Origin of the sequence: Mesorhizobium sp. M3A.F.Ca.ET.175.01.1.1, assembly GCF_004791945.1 — a bacterium.
Classification (GTDB): domain Bacteria; phylum Pseudomonadota; class Alphaproteobacteria; order Rhizobiales; family Rhizobiaceae; genus Mesorhizobium.
The window spans coordinates 1-13,405 of sequence record NZ_SRTP01000028.1; the positions used below are offsets into that span (position 1 = coordinate 1).

General features: G+C 58.1%; 10 protein-coding genes and 3 pseudogenes. 11 read left to right on the forward strand and 2 right to left on the reverse strand.

The window, feature by feature from the left end; all coding sequences use genetic code 11:
• From EN818_RS30255 to EN818_RS30280, 7 genes and pseudogenes are all read left to right on the forward strand, one after another.
• Positions 1 to 132 (forward strand): annotated as a pseudogene (locus EN818_RS30255) (IS481 family transposase); the annotation flags it as partial.
• 265 nt (positions 133 to 397) lie between these two features.
• Positions 398 to 1,576, forward strand: coding sequence for a cytochrome P450 (locus EN818_RS30260; RefSeq protein ID WP_164759124.1), 1,179 nt, complete (start codon positions 398 to 400; stop codon positions 1,574 to 1,576).
• A gap of 29 nt (positions 1,577 to 1,605) precedes the next feature.
• A pseudogene (locus EN818_RS34080) lies at positions 1,606 to 1,728 on the forward strand (ferredoxin); the annotation flags it as partial.
• Between the two features lie 138 nt (positions 1,729 to 1,866).
• Entirely contained in the window at positions 1,867 to 2,454 is a 588-nt protein-coding gene (locus tag EN818_RS30265) for a nuclear transport factor 2 family protein (protein ID WP_126083656.1), read from the forward strand.
• A 148-nt stretch (positions 2,455 to 2,602) separates the two neighbouring features.
• Entirely contained in the window at positions 2,603 to 4,204 is a 1,602-nt protein-coding gene (locus EN818_RS30270) for an SDR family oxidoreductase (RefSeq protein ID WP_063169384.1), read from the forward strand.
• A 138-nt stretch (positions 4,205 to 4,342) separates the two neighbouring features.
• On the forward strand, positions 4,343 to 5,395 hold the full coding sequence (locus tag EN818_RS30275; RefSeq protein WP_024505249.1) for an LLM class flavin-dependent oxidoreductase: 1,053 nt from the start codon (positions 4,343 to 4,345) through the stop codon (positions 5,393 to 5,395).
• Positions 5,382 to 6,008 (forward strand): nitrogen fixation protein NifQ, encoded by a 627-nt coding sequence (locus EN818_RS30280; protein ID WP_029356557.1) that lies wholly within the window; start codon positions 5,382 to 5,384, stop codon positions 6,006 to 6,008. Before EN818_RS30275 ends, EN818_RS30280 begins: the two co-directional genes overlap by 14 nt.
• Here EN818_RS30280 and rpoN read toward each other — a convergent pair.
• Both rpoN and EN818_RS30290 read right to left on the reverse strand, forming a co-directional pair.
• Complete coding sequence (gene rpoN / locus EN818_RS30285; protein ID WP_126063822.1) at positions 6,005 to 7,438, reverse strand: RNA polymerase factor sigma-54; 1,434 nt, start codon at positions 7,436 to 7,438, stop codon at positions 6,005 to 6,007. The two genes, EN818_RS30280 and rpoN, sit on opposite strands and share 4 nt — an antisense overlap.
• 68 nt (positions 7,439 to 7,506) lie before the next feature.
• Complete coding sequence (locus tag EN818_RS30290; protein ID WP_029356553.1) at positions 7,507 to 8,040, reverse strand: peroxiredoxin; 534 nt, start codon at positions 8,038 to 8,040, stop codon at positions 7,507 to 7,509.
• A 1,174-nt stretch (positions 8,041 to 9,214) separates the two neighbouring features.
• Here EN818_RS30290 and EN818_RS30295 point away from each other — a divergent pair.
• The 4 genes and pseudogenes from EN818_RS30295 to EN818_RS30310 form a co-directional block, all read left to right on the forward strand.
• Positions 9,215 to 9,526, forward strand: a complete 312-nt coding sequence (locus EN818_RS30295) for a hypothetical protein (protein ID WP_206437555.1) — start codon at positions 9,215 to 9,217, stop codon at positions 9,524 to 9,526.
• A gap of 832 nt (positions 9,527 to 10,358) precedes the next feature.
• On the forward strand, positions 10,359 to 11,474 hold the full coding sequence (gene hisC / locus EN818_RS30300) for a histidinol-phosphate transaminase (protein WP_126063823.1): 1,116 nt from the start codon (positions 10,359 to 10,361) through the stop codon (positions 11,472 to 11,474).
• A gap of 94 nt (positions 11,475 to 11,568) precedes the next feature.
• Entirely contained in the window at positions 11,569 to 12,603 is a 1,035-nt protein-coding gene (locus EN818_RS30305; RefSeq protein WP_095484287.1) for an LLM class flavin-dependent oxidoreductase, read from the forward strand.
• Between the two features lie 244 nt (positions 12,604 to 12,847).
• Positions 12,848 to 13,405: pseudogene (locus tag EN818_RS30310) on the forward strand (transposase); the annotation flags it as partial.

Genomic DNA, 13,405 nt, shown 5'->3' on the forward strand with positions numbered 1-13,405 from the left:
CACCGCGCCGCAGAGTTGCCGGTCTGGCTGCACAGATACAATTGGCACCGTCCCCACGGGAGCCTAAAGTCCAAAACACCTATCAGTCGCCTCGCTCTAACCGAGGACAACCTGTTGAGGCTCCACAGCTAGCGATCCCACCAGTTGAGTTGCTCCAAGTCGGTGTCTAGCTTTCTACATTCTGTGTCCGACGCTGGACAAGAATGTTGCAATCCCGACCAGCAAGTCAGCGCAGGCGCCACCTGTTGCCCAGCAAACGGCAAGGATTATCGAAAGACGAATTCGGCACGGAGCTTGCACCAACGATTGCATGCAAATGCCGACAGCATCTCATGAACGGTCTCTCGATTCTGGCGCGGTTAAATCGCGGCCGGTTCCAGATCATGTCCCGCCCGAAATGGTGAGGGACTTCAGCCTGTTTACGTCGCCCGGCATGTTGCCGACCGCTAACGGGGATCCGCATGCAGCGGTTGCTTGCGTTCATGCCGGGCCTCCGATCTTTTATTCAACCAGCAACACGCGCGACGGTCGGGGTACCTGGGTCATCACTCGCGCGAGCGACCAGCGCCGGGTGCTGCAGGACACCGAAACGTTTTCCAGCCATCGCAGCATCTTCGCCTCTGTGCTCGGCGAGAGCTGGCCGATGATCCCGCTTGAGCTCGATCCGCCATTCCACGGTGTTTTTCGCTCACTGCTCAATCCGCTGCTTTCGCCAAAGCGGGTAATGGCATTGGAGCCGGCTGTCCGGGAACGAGCGATCAAGCTGATCGACAGGATCGCCGCATCAGGCACGAGCTGCGACATCATGAAGGATTTTGCAGTTCCGTTCGCGGTCAATATCTTCCTTCGCTTTATTGGGCTTTCGGACAACGGACTAGAAACATTTGTCGGCTGGGCTAGAGATCTGCTCCACGGCGATAAGGAGCAACGACCACCCGCAGCCCGGACGATCGTGGCCTTCATCGACGAACTTGCCACCGAGCGCCGCAAGGAGCCGGTCGATGATTTCATGACCTTCATCGTGAAGGCAAAGGTCGAGGGTCGTCTGCTCAGTGACGAAGAAGTCCGTGGCATCGGCGTGCTTGTGTTCGTCGCGGGACTCGACACGGTCTCAGCAGCCATATGCTTCGACTTGGCCCATCTCGCGCGCAACCCCAAAGATCAGGAATTGCTACGAAGCGAACCGGACCGGATTGCCGTCGCTGCGGAAGAATTGCTGCGCGCCTATTCGACCATTCAGATGATCCGAGTGGCAACGAAGGATGTCGACTTCAAAGGCGCGCCGATCCGCAAGGGAGACTATGTTTCCTGTGCCACGATGATTGCCAATCGTGACCCGGCGGAATTCGAATGCCCGAATGAGATCGATCTGGCGCGCGAGGACAACCGGCACGCTGCCTTTGGCTATGGTCCCCATCGTTGTCTTGGCTCACACCTTGCCCGGCGGGAGATTGTCATTGGCCTGGAGGAGTGGCTGGCGCGCATCCCAGCCTTTCGGATCAAGACAGGGACTGAACCTATCACCTTCGGCGGCCATGTGTTCGGGATCGAGAATCTGATCCTGGACTGGTCCTGAAGTTTCAGCCAACGACATTGGAGTTCGCTATGCGTGTCGTCGTACATAAAGCCAGATGCCAGGGTCATGCGCGCTGCTGGGCGCGGGCGCCGAGAGTCTTCAAGCTTGATGACGCCGGCTACATCTTGCCCGGTGATATTGATGTTGCCGATGGGGAGCAACTGCTTGCCTCAAAAGGGGTACGAGCCTGCCCCGAACAAGCTCTGGAAGTTGACGAGCCCCCCGCTAACTCAGTTGTAGAGAGAGACACACGCAAAGTGCAGACTGGCATCGGGAAGGATAAAACAATCATACAATTCGCGACAGACCCTGTCGACCACGCGAAAATTACCGAACTGCGTGACCGAGAGGCGATCCGCAACTGCCTGTATCGGTACTGCCGCGGGATAGACCGCGCCGATGAGGCGGCGCTGCGTAGCGCATACTGGCCCGAAGCGTATGACAGGCACGGTCCCTATTGCGGACCGGCAGAGGACTTCATCCAATTTGCTCTCGGTCTGCCGGGGCACCGTAACATCCATCAAATCACGAACAGCCTGATCGACTTCATCAGTTCAGCAGAGGCCGCGGTCGAGAGCTATTTCACCGCGCTGCAACGCGGACCGGATACAGACCAAGAAATACGTCAGACGCTGCTTTGCGGCCGTTACTGCGATCTGTTTCAGAAGAGGCAGGACGAGTGGCGAATTGCGGAACGGACAGTCGTCTACGATTGGGTTGAGGAGCAAATCCCGCCAGCGATTCTTGAGGCAGATAGGTTCGGCCGGCGACAGCCGATTGGAGCACAACATCCAGACGATCCCATCTACCAGTTGCTCAAGGGTCACATCCCCACCGACCAAGATGGCGTCGAGGGTCCCCAACTGGGAGCTGCATAAGTGGGTAGAAATGGAGGATGAGCGCCCTACGGGAACGACATCTGTGTGGGGCCGCAACTGGCGGTCACTGCAACGATTTGGCTCGGCCCTTCATTCCGCCCAAGGTTGATGGGCTGAGATCACAAGCGGTCATCGTGGAGAAGCTCTCGTGAAACTGGCAGCACGCACCGTAATCATCACAGGCGCTGCGGGCGGGATCGGCCGTGCCCTGGTCGATATCCTTGCCGCGGACGGAGACACTGTAGTTGCGGTGGACCTTCCGGGCAGTGGTGTGGTTGAACTGGCTCGGGATCTCGGGTCGCCGCACGTCGGTCTGGAGTGCGATGTGTCGCGAGAGAAGGACATGCTCTCACTTTTCGGCCAGGTCGAAGCACGGTTCGCGCAAATCGATGTCCTCATCAACAATGCGGCGGTTGGACCCACGATGGATAGGATCATCGACACCGCTGTCGATACCTTCCGACGCGGCGTGACAGTGAACCTTATTGGGCCATTCGTTATGGCCCGGGAAGCGGCGCGGCGCATGAAGCCGGGCGGTGCGATCGTCAATGTGGCTTCGATGGCGGGCGTGGTCGGCAATCCCAGGCGCAACGCCTACGCAGCCTCGAAAGCTGGCGTGATCTCGTTGACAAAGTCCCTTGCATGCGAGTGGGCTATGCGAGGAATCCGCGTCACGGCGGTGGCGCCGGGCTCCGTCCGCACCCCAATGGTCACAGAACTGGCACGCGCTGGCAAAATGGACCTCGCGGCGATACGCCGCCGCGTGCCGATGGGGCGCTTGGCTCGCCCCGACGAGATCGCCAGGGTCGTGCGTTTTCTGAGCAGCACGCAGGCGCGCTACATCACCGGCTCGGTGCTGGCAGTCGACGGAGGCTGGATGTCATTCAACCAGCCGGGGGATGCTCACCCGCCGGTGGATGGTGCGCTCCAAGCCGAGCTCTCCTGTCCGGCCGAATGCACAGATGCGCGAATCGTGCTCGTCACCGGTGGCGCAAAAAGCATTGGCGCGGCCGTCGCTCGCCGCTTTGCCGCGAACGGCGACACCGTCGTGATTGCTGATAAAGATGGCACTGCAGCGGCAGAGCTGGCTACATCGCTCCCCGGCAAGCATCTGGCGAAATCGCTGGACGTGGCCGTCGAGAGCGATGTGGTGTCGATGTTCGAAGAACTGAGGGGACGCTTCGGGTATATCGATGTTCTGGTCAATAGTGCTGATACCGCCGACAGGATTGTGCCTGCGATCGAGCAACTGTCGAAACAGCTCGAACACGTCCTGGATGTCAACCTTACCGGCGCCTTCACCTGCGCGCGCGAAGCGATCAAGGCTATGCGCCCGGGCGGCGTGATCCTCAATCTCGGGTCGATCGACAGCTTTCTGCCGTTCGCGCCGCGCCATGCCTACGGCGCCTCCAAGGCGGGGATGGATATGCTGACCCGTTGCATGGCGGCCGAACTCGGGCCGGTCGGAATTCGGACAGCCACCGTCGCTCCTGGCCACATCCGCACGCCCGCACTTGCTCAGTTGGCCAAAGCCGGCCGCATCGACCTGACAGCAATCGGACGACGCATCCCCATGGGCAGGATGGGACGGCCAGAAGACGTCGCAGATGCATCGTTCTTCCTTGCTTCGTCTGACGCCTCATACATCAACGGCTCGATCCTCTACGTGGACGGCGGCTGGACCTCGTTCGGTGATGCGGGAAACGCCAGCGAACTCTATGACGAATGTTTTGCGGAGGCCGCAGGTTAATTGCCAGGCCTTCGCAGGGCGACCGGCCGAGCATTATGAAGCCTCGGCTCCACGACGCACCTGAGGTGCTTGAGATCCAAGCATGTGCATGCCGAGCACATTCCCGGTCGGCTGACGTGTCTATAACGAGGAGAAATCATGGAATTTGCCACTTTCATTCTGGCCGCCCAGCGTGGCTATCACCAATCCTCAGAAAGCGTCATCCGCAACTCCATCGAACAGGCCGTCGCTTCGGAGCAGGCTGGGTTCAACACCGCGTGGTTTGCTGAGCACCACTTCAACAATTACAGCCTCATACCATCCCCGCTGATGATGGTGGCGCACTGCGCCGGCTTGACAAGCACGATTCGCCTGGGCACTGCCGTCTGCGTGCTGCCGCTTTACCAACCGCAGCGCCTGCTGTCCGAGATCGGCTTCGCCGACATCGTTGCGAACGGCCGTCTCGAGCTCGGCGTAGGCTTGGGATACCAGCAGTTCGAGTTCGAACGGTTCGGCGTGGACATCGATGAGGCGCCGGCCGTCTTTTCGGAATACCTGGACATCATTCTCAAGGGCCTCAACCAAAACGTCTTCGAACACGACGGCCAGTATGAGAAGATCCCCCCAACAGCGATTTCGGTCCGCACAGTCCAGCAGCCGACGCCGCCTATCTGGATCGCTGGCGGAGCCGCACGGATGGCTCGGGCCTACCGCGAGGGGCACAATTTTTTTGTCACAGCCTTCCACGACGGCTTAGAGACTTTGACCACACTGCGTGAATCAGTCGAGAGGGCGGCGGCATCCGAGGAAAAGAACGTCACCGACGTCAAGATATCGCTGCTGCGCTGCTGCTATGCCAGCCACGACGAGTTGGAGATCAACAGCTATCTCGACAATGCCCGCTTCCAGCGCCGGCTTTCTGAAGCCCTGCATCAGCGCCGCCAACAGAGCCACGATGGCTACCTGCTGCAGGAGACACCGACCCAGCAGGATCTGTCCTTCGAGACCATGCGCAAAAATTTGCCGATTGGCAGCGTAAATCGCGTGATTGATCGCCTGCTGGAAGAGATCGATATCTTGAAACCGGACCAGATCGCAGTTCAGACTCAATTGGGCGACTTCGACCAAAAGACGATGCTGCGCCAGATCGAGCTCTGGGGCGACAAGATCATCCCTGCGGTCAACAAGGCGCTTTGTCATGCCGGAAGCTGAAGCCGGCCGTTACGATGATGGCTGCCTATCCAGCGCGCAATGGCGTGGGTCCGAGCTAGGGAGGAGCTTCGATCAGCATGTGCTGCCCTGCGTACATTCACGTTCGCTTGAGGAGGTCCAGGCGGGCGAGGTGTTGGCGACGGAGGGGACAGGCCTTTCGTCTGTCGAATTGCGTGATGTCTTGGCCGCAACTTTCCCGTCTACCTCCAGCAGCGTATTCGCTTTGGAGGAGTTGAGCGAGCCCGAGCCGGAACTGGAAGAGGAGCTGCTACGCCGGCTGCTGCTAGCGCATGCTGCGCCGGCCGACCCGGCGAGCGGCCGCTTGGCCAAGATCATCGCCCGGCGTGCGATGCGCACGGACCATCTTTGGCGGGATCTTGGCCTCTCAAATCGCGCTGAGCTCAGCCGCCTGCTTGCCAGACATTTTCCCGCGCTGGCGGCAGGCAACACAGAAAACATGAAATGGAAAAAGTACTTTTACCGCAAGCTGTGTGAGGCCGAAGGCTTTTCGTCATGCACTGCACCCAGTTGTCGGGAATGCCAGGACTTCGAAAGCTGCTTCGGCCCGGAGGAAGTTGAGAGTCGCCTCTCGCCGACCAGGAATGCCGGTTAGTCACTTCGCTTGATCGCAGCTGCGGACAAACGCTTATCGCGGCGCCGTAGTATGGAGGAAGGGATGTTCATCGCCTCGCGATATTTGGTGACGGTACGGCGAGCGACATTGATGCCGGTCTGCTTGAGCTGAGCAACGATGTCTTCGTCGGAAAGTACCTTGTCGAGCGATTCTTCGGCGATGATTGCCTTGATCCGATGGCGGACAGATTTGGCGGAGTGCGCGTCGCCGCCCTCGCAGGATGCGATTGTCGCTGTGAAAAAATACTTCAGCTCGAACACCCCGCGCGGAGTTAACATGTACCTGTTCGAAGCCACCCGGCTTACCGTCGACTGGTGCATTTTGATCCCGTCAGCGACATTTTTGAGACAGAGAGGCCGCAGATGGGCGACGCCGTGTGTAAAAAAGGCATCCTGCTGGCGCACGATTTCGGTCGCAACCTTAAGGATCGTCTTAGCGCGCTGCTCGAGGCAGCTGATCAGCCAGTTCCCTTTTTCCTGGCAATGGTCGAGAAACGCTTTGCCTTCCGGATTTTGATTGGTCAGCTGCGAGATTTCGGCGACATAGGTGTGGTTGATCAACACTTTGGGCAGCGTGGCCGGATCAAGCTCCACCCGCCATCCACCTTCGGACTTGGGCATTACCCAGACGTCCGGTACGATGGTTTCCGGCGTCCCGGACTGGAACCGGTCTCCAGGCTTGGGATCGAGCGCGCGGATTTCGTTCCTCATGTCGAGGAGATCCTCCTCGTCGACTCCGCAACGCTGCTTCAATCCCTGAAAATCCCCCCGTGCAAGCATCTCGAGATTGGCGACCAAAGCTGCCATAGCCGGGTCGAACCGGTCTTGCTGGCGCAGCTGAATCTCCAGGCATTCGCTGAGAGTTCGCGCAAAAATCCCCGGCGGATCAAATTGCTGCAAGATTCCGATGACCCGTTCCACATCAGCTTGCCGAACGTTTAACCTCCTGGCCAGATCGAAAAGGTTTACCTGAAGATAGCCAGTGTCCTCCAGATGGGCGGCGAGCTGTCCGGCAATCAGCCGCTCCTGGGGGGTGAACGGGGTGAGGGCGACCTGGCGGGCGACATGGTCGTGCAATGTTTCGGTGTGGGCGGTAAACTCCTCGACGGCAGGTCGATCGTTGCCGCTACTGCGTTGCGACTTCCATTGCCCGCGCCCGCCAGACGGCCCGCCAATGGGCGATTCGCCGATTTCGCTTCTGCTTTGACTGCTCCGCTGATCCACCCCTGACAGCGGCGAATCGTCGTCAAACGGGTCAGGCTTCAAAACGGGGTTCCTCTCGAGTGCCTGCTGCACGAGCTGATGGAGTTCAGTATGCGTCAATCGCAGCAAGCGAATAGCTTCAATGGCTTGAGGCGATAAGACCATACGTTGCTTCTGGCGTTGAAGCAGGCTTGCTGAGAGATGCATGTTGAACCGTAATCTGCCGAGGATGCTCTAGTGTGTGCTTGGGTTGTGTGAGACTTGCCACTTCTGGGTCATGCCGCCGCCTTCAGTTTGTCGAGAACGTTTTGCGGGGATGAAACGCCATAGGGGTCCGTCTCGCAGTTGTCACAGAAGCCTTCCTCCTCGAACCACTGCTCCACCACGCCATCGTCGATCAGAGCGGCGTATCGCCAGGAGCGCATGCCAAAGCCCAGATTGTCCTTCGCGACCAGCATGCCCATTTTGCGCGTGAACTCGCCCGACCCGTCTGGGATCAGCTCGATCTTCTGCAGCCCCAAGGACTTTCCCCACGCATTCATGACGAAAGCATCGTTGACCGAGACGCAGTAGATCGCGTCAATTCGCAGTTCCAGAAATTGATCATAGAGTTTTTCGAAATCGGGCAGTTGGAAGGTCGAGCAGGTCGGGGTGAAGGCGCCAGGCAGCGAGAACAGGATGACGCGCTTGCCCCCGAAATAATCGTCGGAGGTCTTGTTCTCCCACCGATAAGGATTTGGCCCCCCGATCGACTCATCGCGAACACGCGTGCGAAAGGTCACGAGAGGAACGTTCTTTCTGTCGGTCATTGATTTGCTCCCAGGCCAAAGTGGTACGGTGCATTTTTCGGTTAAACTGAAGCGGCATCGACTTCGGTCGACAGTTCCGGCAGCCTCGCGCCTTGGCGTGGTTGCCTCGGACCGGTCTTGTGCAAGACCGCCCCCGAGCAGGCACGTTTAAAGGCGACGAGCTTCCGCGGAGACGGGGAATTTCGCTCGCGTGCTTTATCGAGCTTTGAGAGGTAGGCATGGTCTGCAACCGTGATTTTGACTGCGTTCTATCGACCGAGTCGCAAGCGCCATGCCAATTGACCCGATGCCTTGGGTTCACTTCGGTTTTTGCAGCAACTTTCGTGTTGTGCAGTAATGCCGGTCGATATTATTGCTCAAGCAGCACTGGAAATTGGGTGCGACTCCGTTCGGCAAACCCGGCCTTTGTCCGAAGCCGGACACGAATGTCGGAAATAGCCAAACGCCAGGATCTGGGGCGGGTTAAGAAACGTTGCCGTGGGCACCGGCTTCAGCACAATTGCGCCACGCGAGCATGGCTCCCAGCGTCAATGCCGTGCAGCAGCGAGACGAAGTCACTGCAGAATATCAACCTCTGCGAAGTCGTTGAAACCCAGCATGTGCGAGCCGTTCGAGGCGCAGATCAAGGCATGCTCGAGGAAGAGCTCGTGCTCTCGGCAGCAAGTGTTGCGACGTCTGACAAGGATCGTCGCGCTTCAAGGAAAAGAACCTGAATGGTGCACGGCTTGTGAAGGCCGGCGCATGGAAATGGCTGGGCTGATCATCCTCCATGAGGGTTGAATGAAGAGCTGGCCCCTATCTCCCTCAGCTGCAACGGGGGGAGGTAGGGCATGTCCGTCTATCGCGCTGGGTAACATTCCTCGGTGAGGCAATAAGGGGGAGCAATTTCTCATTTCGGCAGACACGACCCAGCTCTCCTTTCATGCGCTGATTCCCCCAAGGGAAATCGCGACTCCAGGCTTCCTATGCAGCGAATCGCGGTGCTGTCCGATGTCCGACAATGTCGGATGCGGATCGTAGCTGGGCTAGATCCGTCACTTTGCCTCGATGGTTTCCCACTGGCCTTATATCTGCTTCGCCCCAAATGCGGCGACATAACCTGTGCGGCATCTGTGAATGGATCGACTTCAATCGAGACCTCGGAGGTCCCGATGCGCGAAGGGAGCTTGCCGATATGACGGCCACCATAGCGAACCACGGTCCGGACGACGAGGGGACTTGGATCGGCGGGCCTGCGGCGCTGGGACACCACCGCCTGGCAATCATCGATATCCAGGGCGGCCGTCAGCCGAGGATGCTCCAGGAGGATGGCCGACCTGACTTGGTGCTCGTCTACACGGGTGAGACTTACAACTACCGCGAGCTGCGTCAACAGCTGGCCGGCCTAGTCCATCGCATGAACACGAGCAGTGACACCGAGGTGGTGCTGCACCGCCCCCGCGAGTGGGGCTCTTCGGCGGGTACACTTTTTTCACGAAATCCGTGAATGTTTCTCGCGACATCATCCCGCAATCGGTGGTGCAGCGGGTGAAGAGCCCGTATCCGGCTATCCAGAATGCCGCCTACGACAAAATACTACGTACGCGGTTCACTGCGATGCTGGACGACCTAGTGCCGGCAGTGGCACCGCTGTTGTCCGTCGACAGGTCCCGCGCTTGCTCGGTGCGACCAACAACCTTAAGCGCTAGGGCGTAACCTGACCCTGCAAGATCTCCTCACCGACTATAAGGTGCGCCTCACGATCTGAGACGATGGGACAGGATGGCTAAGGAGGTGCGCCGTCTTGCATGCCCCGCCACCGAGGCGAACCCTCTTGGCTACGCGCGCCACAGCGACGCTCCATATCGTCAGGCCTGCGTCTCATGCTCAGATGAGCCGGTATTTGGCTCTCTCATCAGCAAACCGAGAGAGCCCATGCCAAGACGGAAGCAAGCAAGACGAACGAGCGTCAGAGATATCCTGCGCCTGACCCATAAACAGGGCAGTCCGGTGGGCCAGGTGGCAGAGCAACTGAGGTTCGGCAAGACTTCGGCTTCCACCTATCTGCGGGCGCTGGAGACGGGCTGTCGTGCAGGCCCTGCATGCGGCTTTGAGGACGATGCGATGTTGAAACACCGTCTGTTGCGCCGAATCGGCCGTCGGCCACACGTTGGGTCGTCATCAGGTTCTCGACAGCTTGCCGGTGTCAAATCCAAACCGTGGTCGGCGATCCCCACCAGGGTGGGAAGGCAGCGCTGATATAGCCGAACGTCGATCAAGTCACGATCAACTATTGCCTCATGTCACATGCCCTGCGGGACTGAAAAACGGAGAAGAACATGTGCGATGCAAAACTGAAGACCGTGCTTTCGCTTTTTTCGCCGGTGGCCAGCAAATTAGATGCTCTCTCGTCCAACGGACCAGCGACGGATGCAAATTGCGTTAAGCTAAATACGAACGAGAACCCGTTTCCGTTGCCGAAGAGCGTAATGCAAAGTGCAATTGCTGCGATCGAACACCAGTATCTTTATCCGGAAGACGACAATCTCAGCTTAAGGGCAGCTGCCTCCGATGCTTACGGATTTTCCAAAGATCAGGTGATTGCCGGCAACGGTTCGTCGGAGCTGCTCGGACTCATCTACAGAGCTTTCCTCGCCCCAGGAGATAGAGTGGCGATGCTGTCGCCCGGATTTTCGTTCAACCGTAAACTTGCCATGTTGCAGGGTGCCGAGTTTCTCGAAATCGCATCGAGCGAAGCTCATCCCCTGCCGATAGAAAAACTGCTGTCCGGCCCCGCAAAAGACGCGAAGTTCATTCTGTTGGCTAATCCGAACAATCCGACCGGAACATTCGTGCCGGTGGCCGAAATCGAACGCCTTGTGGAGCAAGCAGATCGCTTGGTCGTCTTGGATGAGGCCTACGTTGACTTCGCACCCGACAATGCCCTGCGCCTCGTCAATAGACATCCGAATCTTTTGATCTTGAGGACTTTTTCAAAGAGCTATGCTGCTGCTGGCGTGCGAGTCGGCTTCGGTTTCGGTCACCCAGAAATCATTGGCAGGCTGCGCAACATCCAGAATGTCTTCAACATGAACGTGATCGGGCAGGCGGTCGGGAAAAGCATTCTTGCGCATCGCCACGCCTACGAAGAGAACCACAGGCACATCAAGCATGAACGACAGCGAGTGACCCTGGCGCTGTTGCAACTTGGCTTTTCCGTAACACCCTCCCACGCAAACTTTTTGCTGGCCCGTGTGCCGGCGGGACAGGAGGGCTCATGCTGGCAAGCCGCGTTGAAAGAGCAGGCGATCCTCATCGCCAGCTTTCCTGACGTAGATTTGAAGAACTGTATTCGCGTCAGCATTGGCACCACAGAGCAGATGGACAAATTCCTTGCTGCCGCCAAACGCGTCTGTATGAGCTTTAAGAAGAATCGCGGTGTGCACAAGCATTAAGTCAATTCACATTAAGCGCCAAGTAATAGGTGCTGATATGTCGCCAGCTATGATGATTAGCGAATAAATAATAGGTAATTTGGAGAACAATTAATTGAAGAAAATTTCCGCTTCGGGCCTGACCTTCGGCATCTTCGATCATCTGGACGAAAACGGCGATGACATCGCACAACAATATGCAGATCGGCTGAGCCTAGCAGAAGCGTGCGATGGCTATGGCTTTTATGCGTATCATCTCGCCGAGCACCACTGTACGCCGCATGGCAGAGGTCCATCACCGAATTTGTTCTTAGCGAGCGTCGCCCAGCGAACCCGCAGTCTTCGTGTTGGTCCCATGGTAATGCTACTTGCGCTCTATCATCCGCTGCGTGCCTTCGAGGAGATCTGCATGCTTGATCAGTTGAGCGGCGGCAGGCTTGAACTCGGCATAGGGCGCGGCTCTGCTCCCACTGAATTGGGATACTTCGGGGTTGCTGTAGAAGCAGCACCAGAACAGTATGCGGAGGCCAGTGAGATTCTCATCAATGCGATGAAAGGCGGGACGCTTTCTTATCAGGGCCGCCACTTTGAGTTGAAAGATGTTCCGCTGACGTTGAGACCTCACCAATATCCCCATCCGCCGACATGGATCGCCACCAATCGACCCGAGCCGGCTAGCTGGGCCGCTGCGAATGGGGCAAACATCGCCTGCGTCGGACCTTCCACTTCTGTTCGCAGCGTTACCGACGCGTTCCGCGCCGCCCGAATTCACGATGCTGACATTGGCCAGCAAGCGCCATTTCTTGGATTGCTCCGAATGGTGGTGATAGGGCGTTCTGAAACAGATGCGTATTTGCTCGCAGCACCTGCCTATGAACGATGGCTCAATAGCTTCAAATTTCTATACGAACTAAATGCCATTTCCACTCCACCAAACTTGCCTTTGAACTTCGATGCAGCAATTGAAAGTGAATTGTGCGTCGTGGGAACGGCAGATTCTGTCCGAAAAGCTCTCCTTGATCAGCTGGAAGAGGCAGGTGCTAATTATCTTCTGTGTCAACTGGCATTTGGGGATTTGCCGCTGGATGCCTCACTATACACCGCATCGGCCATTCGATCCGAAATCATGGCTCGAGTTGCCGCATCGTGAATCCGTCGTGTGATTGGAGGAGCAGCGGCAGCGCTGCTCCTCATTGCGAAACGGTTGTGGGGGCCGGACTCCTGTCAGGTGTAAACCATTGGAGCACGTCCTATCTGATCCAGGTCATATCCTGCGGCTTTGAAGTAGTTGGCACATTCGGCTGGGGTGAAGAGGTCGACGACCGCGCCGAGGCCTTGCCCCTCTGATCTAATCCGGTTTGAAGTTCGTTCTGGCCCATCCAGAGGATCAGGACATGAAACGCAGCCGCTTCTCTGAAGAGCAGATCATCGGAATTTTGAAGAAACACGAGGCCGGGGTATCGGTTGGCGATCTGTGCCGCAAGCACGGGGTCAGCGACGCCTCGATCTACAATTGGAAGGCCCGCTTCGGCGGGATGGATGTCACCGAGGCTCGGCGACCTGAAGGGCTGGAGGACGAGAACACGCGCCTGAAGCGGCTTCTGGCCGACGCCATGCTCGACAATGCCGCGTTGAAGGACCTTGTGGGAAAGAAATGGTGACGCCCGCCGCCAAGCGGAAAGCTGTCGCTCGCCTGAAGGAAGGCTTCGGGATGAGCAAACGGCGGGCGTGTAAAGCCATCGGCTGTTGCCGCATGACGGTTCGCTACCAGACCAGCAGGCCGGACGACCGGGAGGTTCGCGAGCGGATGAAGGCGATCGCGCAGGAGCGTCGCCGGTTCGGCTACCGGCGTCTTCTCGTGATGCTGAGGCGGGAGGGCCTGGTCGTGAACCACAAGAAGCTGTTCCGGCTCTATCGGGAGGAGAAGCTCGCCGTTCGCCGCCGTGGCGGCC

Excerpts from the sequence above, each read along its gene's own strand:
- EN818_RS30260 (WP_164759124.1), top strand. The coding sequence starts at position 398 with ATGGTGAGGGACTTCAGCCTGTTTACGTCGCCCGGCATGTTGCCGACC.
- EN818_RS30275 (WP_024505249.1), top strand. The coding sequence starts at position 4,343 with ATGGAATTTGCCACTTTCATTCTGGCCGCCCAGCGTGGCTATCACCAA.
- EN818_RS30280 (WP_029356557.1), top strand. The coding sequence starts at position 5,382 with ATGCCGGAAGCTGAAGCCGGCCGTTACGATGATGGCTGCCTATCCAGC.
- rpoN (WP_126063822.1), bottom strand. The coding sequence starts at position 7,438 with ATGCATCTCTCAGCAAGCCTGCTTCAACGCCAGAAGCAACGTATGGTC.
- EN818_RS30290 (WP_029356553.1), bottom strand. The coding sequence starts at position 8,040 with ATGACCGACAGAAAGAACGTTCCTCTCGTGACCTTTCGCACGCGTGTT.
- EN818_RS30295 (WP_206437555.1), top strand. The coding sequence starts at position 9,215 with ATGACGGCCACCATAGCGAACCACGGTCCGGACGACGAGGGGACTTGG.
- hisC (WP_126063823.1), top strand. The coding sequence starts at position 10,359 with ATGTGCGATGCAAAACTGAAGACCGTGCTTTCGCTTTTTTCGCCGGTG.